This is a genomic window from Glycomyces sp. TRM65418, assembly GCF_019710475.1.
In the GTDB taxonomy this organism is placed as follows: domain Bacteria; phylum Actinomycetota; class Actinomycetes; order Mycobacteriales; family Micromonosporaceae; genus Glycomyces.
Genome location: NZ_JAJFAX010000004.1, coordinates 239183 through 256117, shown reverse-complemented (window position 1 = coordinate 256117; position 16935 = coordinate 239183). Strand labels below are relative to the sequence as shown.

The following is a 16935-nucleotide window of genomic DNA, read 5'->3' as shown; positions in this document are numbered from 1 at the left end:
ACGGCTCGACGGCCGCCGCTTCCACCGGTCGCGGTCGGTCTACGGCTGCTTCCACTCGCGCAGGTTCCATTCGGAGCTGACCTGGCTGTACCGGTTCGGCCCGATGTTGCTGAGCAGATCGGAGTTGTACACGACCGCCAGCGGACCGTCGTACAGGGGCAGGGTCCACGCCCGCTCGACGGCCATCCGGCTGACCTCGTTGGCGAACCCGGCCGCCTCGTCGAGGTCGTAGGTGGAGCGGACCAGCTCGATGGCCGCGTCCACTTCGGGGTCCTCGAACTGGCCGTAGTTCGACTCCGAGTCGGACTTGAAGAACTGCTGCGGACCGCTGGTGAAGGCCGGGTCGCCGACCCAGGAGAAGACGATGATGTCGAACTCGCCGCTGGAGAGCACCGCGGCGAACTCGTCGTCGCCGAAGCCCTTGAGCTCCAACGCGACGCCGAGCCCCTCGATCTGCGCCTGGAGGATGTCGCCGGTGAGCTTGCGCGATTCGCTGGAGGTCGCGAAGCGGAAGTTGAACGTCACCGCTTCACCGTCCGGGCTGAGCAGGGCGTCGTTGCCGTCCCAGGTGTACCCGGCGTCGGTGAGGATCTGCCTGGCCGTCTCGATGTCGCCCATGCCGTATCCGGCCTCGCCGGCGTAGTCGACGTAGTTGGGGCTGCCCTCGCTGAAGAAGTGGTTGCCCTTGCGAGTCACCTCGGTGCCGGGGAAGATCCGCCCCGTGATGTCCTCGATGTTGATGGCGGTGAACACCGCTCGGCGCAGGGCGAGGTCCTGGAGGAACTTGCCCTTGACGTTGACGTCGAAGTGCGACCAGGTGGCGCCCGAGTAGGTCTCGTACTTGAGGTTCTCGGCGTCGTCGAGCTTCTGGTACTCCTCGAGGACGAAGTCGCCGGGCTGGCTGCCGGCGATGGTGCCCTGGCGCAGCTCGGTGACGACGGCCGCGGTGCCGTCGACGACCGTCATCGTGAGCTTCTCGATGGTCGGCTTGACCGACCCCTGGTACTTGTCGTTGATCTCGTACTTGATGTACTCGCCGAGCTTCCAGTCGATCGGCTTGTACGGGCCGACCACGACGTCCCACAGGTTCTCGTTGAACCACACGACCGCGTCGCCCATGGCCTCGGGGTCGTTCTGCCAGTCGAAACCCTCGGCCTCCGCCACGTGGCTGGGCAGGTAGACGCCGCCGATGAACTGCCACTCGGGGTCGATGTAGCCGTCGACGTAGGTGAAGACGATCGAGCCGTCCTCCTCCTGCGTGATGGAGGCGATGTTCTCTCCCCAGCCGGTGTAGGCGGGGATGGCCTTCTCCTGGTTGGCGTGCTCGGGCTTGCCGGAGACGCCGTACCAGTAGAACAGGAAGTCCTCGAGCCGGACGGGCTCGCCGTCGGACCACTGGGCGTTCTCGTTGAGCGCGAACTTGACGACCATCGGCGATTCGGAGACCAGCTCGGGCGTGCCTTCGAAGATGGCGTCGTCATAGAAGACGTTGCCCTCGGTGTCGAAGTCGTACCCGATCTGCCCGGCCGGGTTCATCGGGCGCATCGCCCGCGCGCCCGAGGAGTTGTTGCCGGTGCTGGTGTTCTCGTTCCAGGCTTCCCAGGCGTAGTCGATCGCCCAGACCACTTCGGCGTTGCTGTCGGAGCCGCCTTCGTTGCCGCCGCAGGCGGCCAAGGTGACGGCCGCCGAGCCGCCGATGGTCAGGCCGCCGAGTGCTCTACGAGTCAGAGCCATGCTGTGTCTCCTCCATAGGGTCTGGCCGAGGGGATCGCCCGATGCGGGCCGCGGAGGGCTTCGTTGCCGCCGGGGACGCGGAGGGGCCAGGCGGCCTCTCGGCAGTGCTGGATCACACAGTGCCATGTCACGGGACGGATGGGAACGTCTCGGTACGAATTTGCCGGGTCATTGTTATCGGACCGATACGCAGAGGGGCGGCCGGTCCGGCCGCCCCTCGAGACGAGCGCGGCTAAGCGGGCTGCCATTCCTGGATGTTCCACATCGGTCCGGCCTGGCTGTTGCCGTTGGGGACGATGCCGGCGAGCGTGCCGTTGTTGTAGAGCGTCGACTGCGGCTCGTCGAACAGCGGCAGCGTGAACGCGGCGGGCACGACCATCGCCTCGACCTCGTTGGCGAACTGCGCCGACTCGGCGATGTCGGTGGTCGAGCGGACCTTCGCGATGGCCTCGTCGAGTCCTTCGAGCGTGTACTTGCCGAAGTTGGACGACGACTCCGAGCCGAAGTACTGCTGCGGCGCGGTGGTGAACGCGGGCGTGCCGGACCAGCCGTAGACGACCAGGTCGAAGTCGCCTTCGGTGAGGACGGTGCCCAGTTCGCCGTCGGGGATCGCCGTGAGCGTCACGTCGATGCCGATCTCCGCGAGGGAGGCCTGGACGAGCTCGCCGATGAGCGTGCGGGTCGCGTCGCCTTCGCCGTAGCGGAAGGTGAGCGTGACCGGCTCGCCGTCGGGCGTGGTGAGCGTGTCGCCGGTGGTGTACCCGGCCTCCTCCAGCAGGGCGTTCGCCGCGTCGGCGTCACCGCTGCCCTGCTGCGGGTCGGTCTCGCCGAGGGCATCGGTGAAGTACTCGGACTCGCTGTCGAAGAAGTGGTTCCTCCGGGGCGCGACGTCGGTGTCCGGATAGGCCTTGGCGATGATGTCCTCGTTGTCGATGGCCGTGAACACCGCTTGGCGCAGGGCCTCGTCGCCGAGGAACCGGTTGTTGGTGTTCGTGTCGATGTGGATCCAGATCGAGCCCTTGTAGACCTCGGTGGTGATGGCCGAGTCGCCCTCGACCTTGTCGAGCTCCTCTTGGCTGAACTCGGAGGGCCAGGCCCCGTCGATCGAGCCCTGCCGCAGCTCGGTGATGATCGCCTCGGTGCCCTCGACGACCTTCATGGTGAGCTTGTCGAGGGCGGGCTCGACCGAGCCCTGGTAGTTCTCGTTGGGCTCGTACGCGACGTAGTTCCCGGCCGCCGCGTCCACGGGCGTGTACGGGCCGGTGCCCCAGGTCGGCGGGTTCTCCGCGAACCAGGTGGCGCTCTCGCCCATGACGGCCGGGTCGGTCTTCCAGTCGGTGAAGCCGTTCGCCTCGGCGATGTGGGCCGGGTACATCGGCGACTGCAGGTACTGCCATTCCGGGTCGAGGTAGCCGTCGACATAGGTCATCGTGATGACGTTGTCGGCGGTCTCCTCGATGGAGGCGACGTTCGCACCCCAGTCGGTGGAGGCCGGCAGGCACGCGGCCTGGTCGCACTTGGCCTCGTCGCCCGACATCTGGTACCAGAGGTAGGTGAAGTCGTCGACGCCGAAGGGCTCGCCGTCGGACCACTGTGCGTTCTCGTTGAGCGTGTAGGTGACCGTCAGCGGCGACTCGCTCGTGAGTTCGGGCGCCTGGGCGAGGAGGGCGTCGTTGTAGACCCATTCGGCGTCCGGGCCGAAGTCGCCCAGTGTCGTCGCCGCGGGCGAGAGCGCCTGGTGCAGGTACGAGTTGTTGCCGTCGGCGGTGTTCTCGTTCCATGACTCCCAGCCCGAGCTGATCGCCCAGGTGATCTCCCCGCCCCCGCCGCCCGAGTCGCTGCCGTCGCCGCCGCCGCAGGCGGCGAGCGCCGCGGCGGCCAGCGCGGCCGATCCGGCGAGGGCGAAGGCCCTCGCTTGTGCTGGTCGCATATGACCACTCCCCCGTGTGTGAGTCCCCTGTGGGCCGCGCTGCGGCGGGCCCGCGACTGGGGATCATCGTGACACCTGGAACGGCCGCTTTCGGGGAGATTCGGTAATCGAGACGCTACGTTGAGTGCTGGGCTCGGGAAGGCGGCCGTCAGGCGGTCCGCATCGGGGGCATGGGCGAGCCGGGGCGGTCAGGCCTCAGCGGGCGAGCCTGGGCGAACAGACCCCGGCGGCATGGGCGGTCAGAGTCCCTCTCGGAGCCCGGGTCCCCGGCGCGAGCAGACCCCGGTGACGACCGGTGAGGCGTCAGGCCTCCATCTCGGCGGGCAGGTCCTGAGCGTGGACGACCGTGAGCCTGGAGACGGCGCGGGTGAGGGCCACGTAGAGGTGGCGGAGGCCGACGCCGTCGAAGGTGCCGCCGCCGGTGGCCGGGGCTTCGACGATCTCGGCGGGTTCGACCACGACGACGTGGTCGTATTCGAGGCCTTTGGCGAGGCTCGCGGCGACGAGTTCGACCCGTTCGGTCCCTTCGAGGAGCGGCCTGAGCGCGGCGGCGCGGTCGTCGGCGGCGATGACGCCGATGAGGCCTTCTTCGGCGAGGGCCTTGGCGACCGCCTCGTGGACGCCGGATTCGAGGTCGGCGGTCCGGATGCGATCGAGGGACCCGTCGGCGCGGATCGAGCGGGCGGGCGCGACGTCGACGCCGAGGTGCGGGAGGACGCGGTTGGCGAGTTCGATGATGACGGCGGGGACGCGGAAGCCGGTGGTGAGCTCGGTGTGCTCCACTTCGTCCTTGCCGAGGTGGCGCATCTGGTCGGTCCAGGAGGCGGCGGCCCACGGGGTGGTGCCTTGGGCGAGGTCGCCGAGGACGGTGACCGAGCCTTTGCCGGAGCGGCGGGCGATGGCCCGGCACTGCATCGGGGAGAGGTCCTGGGCTTCGTCGATGACGATGTGGCCGAAGGACTCCGAGGGTTCGCGGAGTTTGAGGTGGGATTCGATCTCGTCGGCGATGAGGAGGTCGCCGGGGGTGCGCTTGCCTCCTTTGGCGGCGGTGAGGTGGGCGGCCTCGTCGTCGGTGAGGATCCCTCGGGTGGCGTCGGCGCGGAACGCGGCGTCGCCGTAGAGCTTCTTCATGACGGTCTTGGTGTTGAGCTTGGGCCACACGGCGTCGAGGAAGGCCTGGACGGCGGGGGCGCGTTTGAGCTTGGTGGCCCATTTGCCGTCCGGGGAGTGGCCGGAGCGGATCTCGGCCTGGCGGCGCGCGCCTTGGACGATGGCGTCCTCGACGGATTTGCGTCCGGCGGTGTAGGTGCGGGTGTGCTTGCGGGCGTTGGTGATCGCCGTTTCGAGGTAGTTCAGGCCGAGTCGCCAGCGCCAGCCGCCGTCGGCGATGAGGAGGCCGTCGTCGGCGGTGATGCCGCCGTCCGCGGCGGTGCCGACGTGGCCCCAGACGGCGCGTTCGCAGACGAGGGCCATGCGGGCGTCGTGCTTGACGAGGGCCGCTTCGTACGAGTCGACCGCGGTGGCGGTGTGGGCGCCGGTGAGCTGCTGGACGGTGACCTGCCAGACGGAGGTCTCGCCGAGGGTGGGGAGGACGCCGGAGATGTAGGAGAGGAAGCCCTCGTTGGGGCCGACGACGAGGACGCCGGCCTTGTCGAGCTTCTCGGTGTAGTTGTAGAGGAGCCAGGCGGCGCGGTGGAGGCCGACGGCGGTCTTGCCGGTGCCGGGGGCGCCCTGGACGCAGAGGTTCGTGGCGGCGCCTCGGCGGATGAGCTCGTCCTGCTCGGGCTGGATGGTGGCGACGATGTCGCGCATGGGCCCGGTGCGGGGGCGTTCGATCTCGCTGGTGAGGATCTCGGAGGCGACGGCTTCGCCGAGGAGGAGGTTCTCGTCTTCGAAGCCGGTGATGCGGGCGCCTTGGAAGCCGAAGCGGCGGCGCTTGGCGACGTCCTTGCGGTCGTGGGCCGAGGCGCGGTAGTACTGCTCGGAGAGCGGGGCGCGCCAGTCGAGGACGAGCGGGTCGTTGCGTTCGTCGCGGATGTGACGGCGGCCGATGTGGAAGTCCTCGCCGTCGTCCATCCAGATGCGGCCGAAGAAGAGGGCGATGTCGCGGTCGTTGAGGTCGGCCATGCGGGCGATCGTGTAGTTGGCCATGGCCCAGCCGAGGTGCTTGTCGGGGCCGACGTCACCGTCGCCGCTACCGCCTTCGCTGTTCTCGCCGAAGTCGGCGCCGTGGAGCCGGTGGACGCCGGCGGTGGTGCGGAGCATGGCGGCCATGTGGGCGCGGGCGCGTTCGTGGTGGGCGATCTCGGCTTCGAGTTCGGTTTCGGACACAGCTCTCTCCCGGTGGATTCGGACAGGATTGAAGCAGACGAACCGTCGAGCCTACTGCTGCCTGACCTGCGGGAGCAATCGATTTATCGCACGGCGAGGGCCTTGACGTCGGCGAGTCGGCCGTCGTCGCGGTGGAGGACCCAGCCGCCGCCGGGCGGGATGAGGTCGGGGCCGTCGAGGGGGACGGTCAGGTCGTAGGTGGAGAGGTCGTGGCCGTCGCGGGCGGCCACGGCCACGAGGAGCGCGGCGAGGACGATGCCTTCGGCGCAGACGACGGCGGTGCGGCGCGGGTCGGGGAGGGTGCGGATCGCCTTGGCGGCGAGCCAGACCGCGGCGTGCGCGGGGCCCGGGAGCTTGAGGGTGTCGGCGCTGAGGTCGTCGGAGGCGGTGACGGGGAGGTCGAGGCGGCCGGCGAGGGGCGCGAGCGTGTCGGCGCAGGCGCGGCCGGGGCCGCTGAGCAGGATGGTGGGGTTGTAGAGCTGGAGGAAGTCGGCCAGGGCCCGGGCCCGGCGGGACTGCGTCTCGGTGAGGGGCGCCTCGGGGGCGCCGGGGAGGGCGACGTGGCGCAGGAGGATGAGTGCGGACAGCATCAGCGGCCCCCGTTCGCGCGGCATCGGCGTGACGGTCGGATCAGGGCGGCCTGGAGACGCATACGACGATGCTTCATTCCTGAGTGAACAACGGTTGAACCCGGAGTTGAAGCAGAGGTGAACAGTCCGCGACGGCGGGGCCGAGATCCGTTGAACGGCCCGGGCCGGGCCGTCCGGCCGGGCTCAGGGCCGGTAGCGGAGGTCTTCGTACTCCTCGTGCTTCTGGATCCAGCGGTCGACGAACGGGCAGGTCGGGTAGGCCTTGGCGCCCTTGTCGCGCAGGTCGTCGAGGGCGTGGCGCACGAGCCGGTCGCCCCAGCCCTGGCCGCGGAGGGCACGGTCCACTTCGGTGTGCGGGAGGACGACGAAGTCCTCGCGGGTCAGGTATTCCAGGTAACCGAGCACGGTCCCGGCGTCGTCCCGGAGTTCGTACCGGTGCTCGTCGACATTCTCGACCACAGAAAGATCCGCCATGCCGCCAACACTATCCAGCTTCGGCGCCCGCCAGCGAGGAACTGCGCTGTCGCACACGTCCGGGCAGGGCGGCCGAGACGATCGCGGCGGCGAGGCAGATGCCGGCGGCGGCGGTGAAGACCTCGGCGTACTGGTTCGCGAGGGCCGCGTCCAAGGCCTCGAGGTAGGCCGCTTGGCGCTCGAGGAACTCGGCTTCGGGCACGCCGAACGGCAGGGGCGTGTCGAGGTCGGCGGTGGCCGCCTGGAAGCGGTGGAGGCTCCAGGAGGTGAGGGCGGCGACGCCGACGAGCATGCCCATCATGCGGGCGACGACGACCACCGCGGCGGCGGTGCCGTGGCGGTCCTCGGGGGTGGTGCGCAGCGCGGCCGAGGACAGCGGCGCGATGGTGACGCCGAGGGCGGCCCCGGCGAGGGCGAGGCCGGATTCGATGTCGGGGATGGACCGGCCGATCCAGAGGTAGGCGGCGGCCGCGGCGGCGAAGCCGATCACGGTCGGGAGGCGTTCGCCGAAGCGCGAGGCGAGGAACCCGCCGACGAGCGCGCCCGCGGGCAGGCCGATGAGGAACCACAGCAGCAGGAGGGCCGCGCCGCCGGAGTCCAGGTCGAGCAGGGTCTGGGCCAGGAGCTGGACGTCGACGAGGGTGACCATGAGGACCGCCCCGGCGGCGAGGCTCGCGACGAGCCCGGCCGTGAAGGGCCGCCAGCGGACCCCGTCGGGTTCGAGGAGCCGCACCGGGGAGCGCCACTGCTGGAGACCGAAGACGACCAGCACGGCGACCCCGCCGACGACCGTGGGCGGCCCCCAGGGCGGCAGGACCGAGGCCTCCGGTTCGGGGTTGTAGAGGCCGACGGTGAACAGTCCCAGCGCGACCGCCAGCAGCAGCCCGCCGAGGACGTCGACGCGCCCGGCGTCGCGGCGCGTCCGGGCGTTCGGGAGTGCGAAGTGGATGGCGAGTGCGGCGAGCAGCGCGAGCGGCAGGTTGATCCAGAAGATGCCGCGCCAGCCGACGAGGGCGGCGACGCCCGCGCCGAAGAGGGGCCCGATGACGGCCCCGAGTTCTTGGGCGGCCCCGACCCAGCCGAGGACGGCGGGGCGGCGGCGGGCCGCGAAGAGGTCGGCGGCGAGGGCCATGGTCACCGGCAGCAGCGCGCCGCCGGCGAGTCCTTGGAGGGCGCGGCCGGCGACGAGCGGCGCCAGGTCGGTGGCCGTGGCGCTGACGAGGGAGCCGACGGCGAAGGCCGCCAGGCAGAGGTGGATGACCGGTTTGCGGCCGAAGCGGTCCGACAGGCGCCCCAGCAGCGGCATCCCGGCCGTGTAGCCGAGCAGGTAGCCCGTGACGAGCGGCGTGGCCCGCTCCAGGTGGTTCACGGGGATGTCGAACTCGCCGATCATGTCGACGAGCACGGAGACGAGCACGTACGCGTCGATCGAGCCGATGAGGACGGCGGTCCCGGCCGCGCCGAGCGCGATCCGCCTGCGGGCCGGACCGGGGTCAGGGAGCGTCAATCGTCACCGATTCGTCGTAGTCCGACAGGAGCAGCGTCACGGTGGCGTCGCCTTGGGCGAACTCGGCCTTGACGACCCGAGAGGTCTCCTGGTCGAACCAGACCGTGGCGTCGTTCCAGTCGCCTTCGGCGGGAATGAACTCGGCGAACGCGGCCGGGTCGAACACGACCGCGTACCGGTAGGCGTCGACGCCGCCGACCTCCTCGGCGCCCTGCGGTTCGGCGGAGTCGACGGCTTCGAGCAGCGCCGAGACGCCCCGGTCCGGGGAGAGCAGGACGGTGGGGTCGTACGGGAGCATGTCGTCGCCGACGGGGATCTGCTGGAAGCCGCCGGTGGGGCCCTTGACCCAGGCCTCTTCGCCGATGACGACGTACTCGGCTTCGATGTCCATCCCGAGGGCGGTGAGCGTGCCGGTGCCCTCGGCCGCGCCGTCGGCGGTGACGACCCCGTCGGCGGCCTTGACGTCGAGCCCGGGGATCTCGCCGTCGACCGCCAGGTCGAAGCGCACGTTCTCGACCTCGGCCATGGCCGAGGCGGCGTCGGGGATGACCTCGTCGGCGGGCGGGACCTCGTCGCCGGAGCAGGCGCTGAGCGTCAGGGCGAGGAGGCCGGCGAGCACGAGGGATTTGGATCGCATGCCCCGATCCTATGCCGCCGGAACCGCCCTCAGGGAGCGCGTGAGGGGGAACCGGCCGCCGAAGACCACAGCGGGCGCGGGGCGAATCCGGTGTTACTGTCGGCCGCAGGAAACCCGTGCGCCCCTGCGCCGCCCGCCGAGAGGACACCTTCCCGTGATCGCGAACCCGGTCTTCCACTACCGCATGCTGACGCTGGCCGAGGGCTGGTCGTTCGTGCTGCTGCTCGTCTTCGGCTCGTTGCTGAGCCGGGTCTCCGAGATCGACCTGGTGATGCCGCTGGGGTCCCTGCACGGGGCGCTGTTCGTGCTCCTGGTCCTCGGGACGCTCCTGATCCGCCGCCGCCTCGGCTGGGGCTTCGGCACGACGCTCGTCGCCCTCATCGCTGCAGTGATCCCCCTCGCCCCCTTCGTCTTCCACCACTACAAGAAGCAGGAGTTCCTCGAAGCCGAACGGGCCGCCCAGCCCGCTTGAGGCCGGCTCGCCCGGGTGGACGTGAGTGCGGCGAGAGCGGAGCGGCGGCTCCGGCGCCTACGGTGACGGTACGGCCGAAGCCACGGCCGAGCCGCCGATCAGGCGCCGCATCGCACACTAGGAGAGCGACATGCCCGCGACCTACACCTGGGACGTCTTTTCCACCCTCGACGGCTTCGGCTCGTACGGCCCCGACGGCGACTGGGGCGGCTATTGGGGCAAGCAGGGTCCCGAGCTGCTCGAGCGTCGCGCGGCCCTGTTCGACACCGAGCAGCGGATGGTCTTCGGGGCCACCACCTTTCGGGAGACTGCGCAGAGCATGTCCGCGGGCGTCGACCCCAACACGCTCGACGAGTGGAACGTCCGGACCAGGCGCATGCCGGCGACGGTGATCTCCTCCACGCTGCACGACACCCTCGACTGGCCGAACGCGGCCATCGTGAGCGGTGACGCCGTCGACATCGTCACGCGGCTCAAGGAAGAATCGGACGTGCCGCTGCGCTCACAGGCCAGCCTGTCGCTGAACAGGGCGCTGATGAACGCAGGGCTCGTCGACCGCGTCCACGTGACGATCTTCCCGGTGGTCAGCGGTCAGACCGGCACCGCCCCGATCTTCGCAGGGGCCGCCGACTTCGACCTCGAGCTGATCGAGCACCACACGCTCGACGGCCACACCCAAGAGCTCATCTACCGGCCGACGCTGCACCACTGAACGCCTGCCCGCGCGGCGAGCGACTGAACCCGCTCTGAACCGAGCGACGCCGGAGGGGCCCGTGCGGATCCGCGCGGGCCCCTCCGGCATCGCCGCAGTCCGGACACCTCCGGAAACGGGAAGACGAGCAGGACCGGAGCTCCTCGCGGAAACCCCGGCCCTGCTCGTCTTCGCTGCTGTGCCCCCGGCAGGATTCGAACCTGCGACACCTGGTCCCGGAAACCAGTGCTCTATCCACTGAGCTACGGAGGCATGGCCGGCTGAGCGCCGGACCGAGACGATGCTACCAGGGGGCGGGCGCGCCCCCGCAGCCGGTTTGGCCGTCGAGGATCACACCCGGGCGGCGTCGGCGGTTTGACGCGGGGAGCGCCGGATCCCGGGGCTACGCTGACCCCGCCGAAACCTCCGAGCCTAGCGGACACGCTGGGGTTACACCCCTCGATCCGTTCGAAAATCGCAACATGTTGGGGAAGGTCCGACGACTGACCACTACATGTATGATTCCCCTCTGTCAGGTCGGTGCTGTCAGCCTCCGCTCCCGCCATGCGGGGAGGGCGGCGCCGCCGTGCCGCCGAACGCGATCCGCAGGGATCGCACATCACGAGGGGATGCAGCAATGACCGGGCTCGCCACCACGCCATCCGCCGCCACCACCGCTCCGCATCAGCGGAGCCCCGAGCAAGGCCCCGCCGCCTTGATCGCCGAGCGCATCCGCGTCCACGCCGCGGACCTGCCCGACGTGGACGCCGAGCGCGTCGTCGCCCAGATCGAGGCGGGCCTGTGGCCCGGCGCGACCGAGCGGGCCCTGCGCGAGCGGGCCGTCGAGATCACCTCGTCCACCGTGGCCTCCGAGCCCACCTACTCCAAGCTCGCCGCGCGGCTCCTCGCCGAGCACATCGCCGAAGAGACCGCGGGCGAAGGCGTCACCTCGTTCACGACCTCGATCGCGGCCTGCCGCGACAACGGGCTCCTCGCGCCGGAGCTCGTCGCGTTCGTCGAGGCGAACGCCGCGGCGCTGGACGCCGTCGTCGACGACGCCGCCGACGACCGCTTCGAGTACTTCGGTCTGCGCACCGTCTACGACCGGTACCTGCTGCGCCACCCCGAGCACCGCACCGTGCTCGAACGGCCCCAGTACTTCATGCTCCGCGTCGCGTGCGGGCTGAGCCGGACGGTCGAGGAGGCCGCCGAACTCTACCGCCTGCTGTCGACGCTGTCCTACCTGCCGTCCTCGCCGACGCTGTTCAACTCCGGCACCCGCCGCGCGCAGCTGTCCTCGTGCTTCCTGCTCGACTCCCCCAAGGACGAGCTCGACTCGATCTACGAGCGCTACAGCCAGGTCGCGCGCCTCTCCAAGTACGCCGGCGGCATCGGCATCGCGTGGTCCCGCGTGCGGTCGCGCGGCTCGCTCATCCGCGGCACCAACGGGCACTCGAACGGGATCGTGCCGTGGCTGCGGACCCTCGACTCGTCGGTCGCCGCGGTGAACCAGGGCGGCCGCCGCAAGGGCGCCGCGTGCGTGTACCTCGCGAGCTGGCACGCCGACATCGAGGAGTTCCTCGAGCTGCGCGACAACACCGGCGACAACGAGCGCCGCACCCACAACCTCAACCTCGCGAACTGGATCCCCGACGAGTTCATGCGCCGCGTCGAGGCCGACGCCCAGTGGTCCCTGTTCGACCCCAAGGAGACCCCCGAGCTCGTGGACCTGTGGGGCGAGGAGTTCGACGAGGCGTACCGGGCCGCCGAGGCGGCCGGGAAGGCCAGGAAGACCGTCGCCGCCCGCGAGCTGTACGGCCGCATGATGCGGACCCTGGCGCAGACCGGCAACGGCTGGATGACCTTCTCCGACACCGCGAACCGGACCTCGAACCAGACCGCCCGCAGAGAGAACGTCATCCACCTCTCGAACCTGTGCACCGAGATCCTCGAAGTCACCAACGACTCCGAGACCGCCGTGTGCAACCTCGGGTCGGTGAACCTCGCCGAGCACTGCTCCACCGAGGGCTTCGACTTCGAGCGGCTGGAGTCGACGGTGCGCACCGCCGTCAAGTTCCTCGACCGCACCATCGACCTCGGCTTCTACCCGACCGCCGAGGCCGAGAAGGCCAACCGCAAGTGGCGCCCGATCGGCCTGGGCTGCATGGGCCTCGCCGACGTGTTCTTCAAGCTCAAGCTCGCCTTCGACTCCGAGGAGGCCCTGCGGCTCTCGACCGCGATCGCCGAGCGCATCGCGATCGTCGCGTACGAGACGTCCGCGTCGCTCGCCGCCGAGCTCGGGGCCCACCCGAACTTCGCCGAGACCCGCGCCGCCGACGGCGTGCTCCACCTCGACCACTACCCGAACGCCCGGGTCACCCTGGGCGAGCGCTGGGACGCGGTGCGCGCGCAGATCGGCGAGCACGGCCTGCGCAACTCGCTCATGATCGCGATCGCGCCGACCGCGACCATCGCCTCGATCGCCGGCTGCGCCGAGTGCATCGAGCCGGTCGTCTCGAACGTCTTCAAGCGCGAGACGCTCTCGGGCGAGTTCCTCCAGGTCAACCGGCACCTGATCGCCGAGCTCAAGGAGCGCGGCATCTGGAACGAGACCGTCCGCCAGGCCATCGTGGTCGCCGAGGGCTCCGTCCAGGGCGTCGACGTCATCCCGGCCGACCTCCAGGAGCGCTACCGCACCGCCTGGGAGCTGCCGCAGCGGGCGCTCATCGACCTGGCCGCCGCGCGCACGCCGTTCATCGACCAGGCCCAGTCGCTCAACCTGTTCCAGGCCTCGCCGACCATCGGCAAGCTCTCCTCGATGTACCGCTACGCCTGGCAGCAGGGCCTGAAGACCACGTACTACCTCCGCAGCCGCCCGGCCACGCGCATCAACCAGACCACCGTGAGCGCGCCCGCCGCCGCGCAGGAGCCGCCCGCGGAGCTGGAAGTGATCCCGGCCGACATCGCCTGCTCCCTGGAGAACCCGGAGAGCTGCGAGGCCTGCCAGTAAGACCCTCGCGGGCGGGGCCCCCGGGCCCCGCCCGCGCCCCTCCACGGCGACGCCTGCGAGCCGTGCACCCGCCCCGCACCCCGAGCCAACGACGAGAGAGGACCCGCCAATGCTGCTCGACCCGGGCATGGACCTGACACTGCGACCGATGAAGTACCCGGACTTCTACGACCAGTACCGGGCCGCCATCAAGAACACCTGGACCGTCGAGGAGGTCGACCTCGCCTCCGATCTGACCGACCTGGCCGCGTTCACGCCGCAGGAGCAGCACCTCATCCACCGCCTCGTGGCCTTCTTCGCCACCGGCGACACCATCGTCGCGAACAACCTGGTGCTCAACCTGTACCAGCACGTCAACTCCCCCGAAGGGCGCCTGTACCTCTCGCGCCAGCTCTTCGAGGAGGCCGTGCACGTCCAGTTCTACCTGACGCTGCTCGACACGTACCTGCCCGACCCGGAGGAGCGCACCAAGGCGTTCGACGCGGTCAACAACATCCCGTCGATCAAGCGCAAGGCCGACTTCTGCTTCAAATGGATCGACTCGGTCTTCGAGCTGCAGGAGCTCAAGACCGCCGAGGACCGGCGCACGTTCCTGCTCAACCTCATCTGCTTCGCCGCGTGCATCGAGGGGCTGTTCTTCTACGGCGCCTTCGCGTACGTGTACTGGCTGCGCAGCCGCGGCCTGCTCGACGGGCTCGCCACCGGCACCAACTGGGTCTTCCGCGACGAGTCCTGCCACATGAACTTCGCGTTCAGCGTGGTCGACGTCGTGCGCCAGGAGGAGCCCGAGCTGTTCGACGAGCGGATGCGCCAGCAGGTCACCGACATGCTGGAGGAGGCCGTCGAGGCCGAGCTCCAGTTCGCCGAGGACCTCATCGGCGAGGGCATGCCCGGCATGACCGTCAAGGACATGAAGTCGTACCTGGAGTACGCCGCCGACCAGCGCCTCGTGCGCCTCGGCATGCCCAAGAAGTGGGGCTCGGAGAACCCGTTCCCGTTCATGGCGCTCCAGGACGTCCAAGAGCTGACGAACTTCTTCGAACGTCGGCCGACCGCCTACCAAGTGGCCGTGGAAGGCAAGGTCGACCTCGACGAGGAGTTCTGATCCGAAGCCGCGGGAGCACGGCGACGAGCCGTGAGCGAACCCAGTCCCTGCCGCGGTGAAAAGCCCGGCACCGAGAGGTGCCGGGCTTTTTCCGTTCGTTCCGCGCACGCGGAGGGCCTTGCGCGTCGCTTCGCGACCCGTCGCCTCCGGGCCGCTATCCGGCCCGGGCGAAGACCGCGCCCGAAGCCTCAGTGCCGTTGGAGAGCTGCGCGACGCATTGGAACGAGCCGTCGCCGGGCAGATGGACGTCGGTGACCCAGTCGATCGCGTCGGCGCCCACGAGCAGTGAGAGCGGGCCGCCGTCGCGCTGGCCCTCGACGCACGCCTCCGCGACCGTCGCGTCGGCGCGGGCCCCCGCGGCGTCGGTGACGCCTTCGGGGAGCCGGCCGGTCGCGTAGGCCTCCCACAGGTGGGCGCCGTCGCAACTGGCCGCGGCGAACGCGGCGTCGTAGCAGGTCGGTTCGGTGACGCAGCCGTAGCCTTCGGCGTCGAGCGCGCACGGGTTCACATACTCGTCGGCGATGGACTGCTCGGCGAGGTCCTTGCTCTCGCCGCCGCCGCCGAAGAGCCAGATGCCGCCGGTGATGAGCAGGCCCAGGACGACCAGGCCGGCCGCGCCCATGCCGATGAGGGCGCCGATGCCGGAGCCGGTGTCGCCCTCTTTGAGGCGGCGTTCGCGGCGGGTCAGACCGGTCTCGTTGCGCGCCACGGGAACCGGCAGGCGCGAGTCGTGGTCGCGGGAGCCGGCGGCGAAGGACTTCCACTTGTCGGCGTCGTCGCCGAGACCGGGCTCGGGGGCCACGGGAGTCACGGACGGGCTCACCGGAGGACTGACCGGCGCGGTGGCGATGCGCGCGGTCGCTTCGGGGGCGACCGCGGACGCGTACGCCGCCTGCCGTTCGGGAGTGCGGCCGCGGCGCTTGCCCGGGGCCAGGCGGAGCGTCGACGGCCGCTCGCCGAGGCGGACCGTGGACGGCGTGTCGGGGAACGCGCTCGGGTCGAGCTCGGCGTAACCGGGCTGGGCCTCGGACGGCGGGGCGGCCGCCCGCATCTCCTCGCGCGGCGGCGAGGAGTAGGCGCCGTAGACGCCGACGCCCTGCGGCGCGGGCGAGACCGGCGGGTCGTCGGTGACGCGCGGGAGGAAACCGGTCGACGCCTCCGGGATGCTCGCGAGGAACTCGCGGAACTCGACCGCGGTCGGGCGCCCGCCGGGGTTGTTGATGAGCGCCGTGCGCAGCATCTCCAACAGGAGCGGCGATATACCGGGGATCGCCGGGATCGGCTGGTCGAACAGGGCCGCGACGTCGTTGATGTCGAGCACCCCGTCGGCGGGGAACCGCGGCGGCGTCCCGCTCAGCATCGTGTAGAGCGTGGCCGCGAGCGAGTAGACGTCGGCGCTGGGGCCGACCTCGCGCATCTGGAAGACCTCCATCGGCGCGTACGCGGGCGTGGCCATCATCGAGACCGGTTCCCCGGGGCGGGGGGCGGCGATGAGGCTGGAGAGGCCGAAGTCGGCGAGGACCGCGTGGCCGTGGTGGTCGACGAGGAGGTTCGCGGGCTTGACGTCGCGGTGGACGATCCCGGCCTCGTGCGCGGCCGCGAGGGCGTCGGCGATGCGGATGCCGATCTCGATGGTCCGGTGCGGCGGGATCGTCGTGTGGCGGTCGAGCAGGTCGGCCACGGACCCGCGGCAGCGTTCCATGACCACGTACGGGTTGGCCTGGTGGGTGAGGCCCGCGGAGAGCATCTTGACCACGCACGGGTGGTCGGAGAGGCGGCCGGCGGTCTGGACCTCGTGGCGGAAGCGCTCGCGGGAGGCGTCGTCGGTGAGCGGCCGGGCCTCGATCTTGACGGCGACTTCGGCGCCGTCGTCGGTGCGGGTGGCGCTGTAGACGGTGGAGAAGGCCCCGCGGTCGATCTCGTGGAACGCGGTCAGGCGCTCGATCCCTTTGAGGAGCGCCTCCGGGTCGGCCTCGGCGCGCGGGCCGGGCGGCGAGAGGGGGGCGTTCGGGGAGAGGTGTGGAGCGGTTGGAGCACCGTAGGACGAGATGGTGTCCACTGGATACAGCCTCCGTTCTCGGCGGCGCTCGCGCGCCGGGGATGAGCCTTCTCGGCGACGCCTTCGGGCCGAGATGCAGCCCGCTCGGCGACGCTTCGCGAGCCGTGATTTAGCGTAGTGCCGTGTTCGGTGCAGGTCGGTGCGCGGGTCGATGCGAGGGGGCGTACCGAGCCTCGGTCGCGATGCCCGGGCCTGGGGGATCCGAGTCATGGGACCTTTCACGCATAACGTTACGGCAACGCGCCCACGATTCTGTATACCCCTGGACGAAGAGCCAGCGATAACTGGCCGAACGGTTGATATGTCGCTTCCCCAGGGGCAGAGGCGCGTGACGCATAGTGAATGCATCCCCCGTGCGGCGCGCGGGAGGACGGGCGGCCCGACTGGAACGGGCC

12 protein-coding genes and 1 tRNA gene are annotated in these 16935 nt (G+C 70.4%); 4 read left to right on the top strand and 9 right to left on the bottom strand.

Going from position 1 to position 16935, the window contains the following annotated elements; translation table 11 throughout:
• Window positions 1–39: 39 nt before the first annotated feature.
• The 7 genes from K3N28_RS11490 to K3N28_RS11460 all read right to left on the bottom strand — a co-directional run bounded on the left by K3N28_RS11490 (window position 40) and on the right by K3N28_RS11460 (window position 9203).
• Complete coding sequence (locus K3N28_RS11490; RefSeq protein ID WP_228092671.1) at window positions 40–1734, bottom strand: ABC transporter substrate-binding protein; 1695 nt, start codon at window positions 1732–1734, stop codon at window positions 40–42.
• A gap of 232 nt (window positions 1735–1966) precedes the next feature.
• Window positions 1967–3664, bottom strand: a complete 1698-nt coding sequence (locus K3N28_RS11485; RefSeq protein ID WP_228092670.1) for an ABC transporter family substrate-binding protein — start codon at window positions 3662–3664, stop codon at window positions 1967–1969.
• Between the two features lie 303 nt (window positions 3665–3967).
• Window positions 3968–5938 carry an AAA family ATPase gene (locus K3N28_RS11480; RefSeq protein ID WP_374209755.1) on the bottom strand — a complete coding sequence of 657 codons (1971 nt, stop codon included), beginning with the start codon at window positions 5936–5938 and terminating at the stop codon, window positions 3968–3970.
• A 140-nt stretch (window positions 5939–6078) separates the two neighbouring features.
• Window positions 6079–6585 carry a histidine phosphatase family protein gene (locus K3N28_RS11475; protein ID WP_228092668.1) on the bottom strand — a complete coding sequence of 169 codons (507 nt, stop codon included), beginning with the start codon at window positions 6583–6585 and terminating at the stop codon, window positions 6079–6081.
• A 183-nt stretch (window positions 6586–6768) separates the two neighbouring features.
• Window positions 6769–7059, bottom strand: coding sequence for a GNAT family N-acetyltransferase (locus K3N28_RS11470; protein WP_228092667.1), 291 nt, complete (start codon window positions 7057–7059; stop codon window positions 6769–6771).
• Between the two features lie 10 nt (window positions 7060–7069).
• Window positions 7070–8566, bottom strand: a complete 1497-nt coding sequence (locus K3N28_RS11465; protein WP_228092666.1) for an MFS transporter — start codon at window positions 8564–8566, stop codon at window positions 7070–7072.
• Entirely contained in the window at window positions 8553–9203 is a 651-nt protein-coding gene (locus K3N28_RS11460) for an LppX_LprAFG lipoprotein (protein WP_228092665.1), read from the bottom strand. The genes K3N28_RS11465 and K3N28_RS11460 overlap by 14 nt, the downstream gene beginning before the upstream one ends.
• Window positions 9204–9357: 154 nt before the next feature.
• On the opposite strand from K3N28_RS11460, the gene K3N28_RS11455 reads away from it, so the two are divergent.
• Together K3N28_RS11455 and K3N28_RS11450 are read left to right on the top strand one after the other, a co-directional pair.
• The gene (locus K3N28_RS11455) at window positions 9358–9675 is read left to right on the top strand and encodes a DUF3817 domain-containing protein (RefSeq protein ID WP_228092664.1); all 318 of its coding nucleotides are present in this window, start codon (window positions 9358–9360) and stop codon (window positions 9673–9675) included.
• Between the two features lie 130 nt (window positions 9676–9805).
• Window positions 9806–10387: a dihydrofolate reductase family protein gene (locus tag K3N28_RS11450; RefSeq protein ID WP_228092663.1), complete on the top strand. Its 582-nt coding sequence runs from the start codon at window positions 9806–9808 to the stop codon at window positions 10385–10387.
• Between the two features lie 179 nt (window positions 10388–10566).
• Here the strand turns inward: K3N28_RS11450 and K3N28_RS11445 are convergent.
• Window positions 10567–10639: transfer RNA gene (locus tag K3N28_RS11445), tRNA-Arg, on the bottom strand.
• Between the two features lie 364 nt (window positions 10640–11003).
• On the opposite strand from K3N28_RS11445, the gene K3N28_RS11440 reads away from it, so the two are divergent.
• Entirely contained in the window at window positions 11004–13376 is a 2373-nt protein-coding gene (locus K3N28_RS11440) for a ribonucleoside-diphosphate reductase subunit alpha (RefSeq protein WP_228092662.1), read from the top strand.
• Between the two features lie 109 nt (window positions 13377–13485).
• Window positions 13486–14481 (top strand): ribonucleotide-diphosphate reductase subunit beta, encoded by a 996-nt coding sequence (locus K3N28_RS11435; protein ID WP_228092661.1) that lies wholly within the window; start codon window positions 13486–13488, stop codon window positions 14479–14481.
• 154 nt (window positions 14482–14635) lie between these two features.
• Here K3N28_RS11435 and K3N28_RS11430 read toward each other — a convergent pair whose 3' ends face one another.
• The gene (locus K3N28_RS11430; RefSeq protein ID WP_228092660.1) at window positions 14636–16540 is read right to left on the bottom strand and encodes a serine/threonine-protein kinase; all 1905 of its coding nucleotides are present in this window, start codon (window positions 16538–16540) and stop codon (window positions 14636–14638) included.
• Window positions 16541–16935 lie beyond the last annotated feature (395 nt).

Excerpts from the sequence above, each read along its gene's own strand:
- K3N28_RS11490 (WP_228092671.1), bottom strand. The coding sequence starts at position 1,734 with ATGGCTCTGACTCGTAGAGCACTCGGCGGCCTGACCATCGGCGGCTCG.
- K3N28_RS11485 (WP_228092670.1), bottom strand. The coding sequence starts at position 3,664 with ATGCGACCAGCACAAGCGAGGGCCTTCGCCCTCGCCGGATCGGCCGCG.
- K3N28_RS11480 (WP_374209755.1), bottom strand. The coding sequence starts at position 5,938 with ATGGCCGCCATGCTCCGCACCACCGCCGGCGTCCACCGGCTCCACGGC.
- K3N28_RS11475 (WP_228092668.1), bottom strand. The coding sequence starts at position 6,585 with ATGCTGTCCGCACTCATCCTCCTGCGCCACGTCGCCCTCCCCGGCGCC.
- K3N28_RS11470 (WP_228092667.1), bottom strand. The coding sequence starts at position 7,059 with ATGGCGGATCTTTCTGTGGTCGAGAATGTCGACGAGCACCGGTACGAA.
- K3N28_RS11460 (WP_228092665.1), bottom strand. The coding sequence starts at position 9,203 with ATGCGATCCAAATCCCTCGTGCTCGCCGGCCTCCTCGCCCTGACGCTC.
- K3N28_RS11450 (WP_228092663.1), top strand. The coding sequence starts at position 9,806 with ATGCCCGCGACCTACACCTGGGACGTCTTTTCCACCCTCGACGGCTTC.
- K3N28_RS11440 (WP_228092662.1), top strand. The coding sequence starts at position 11,004 with ATGACCGGGCTCGCCACCACGCCATCCGCCGCCACCACCGCTCCGCAT.
- K3N28_RS11435 (WP_228092661.1), top strand. The coding sequence starts at position 13,486 with ATGCTGCTCGACCCGGGCATGGACCTGACACTGCGACCGATGAAGTAC.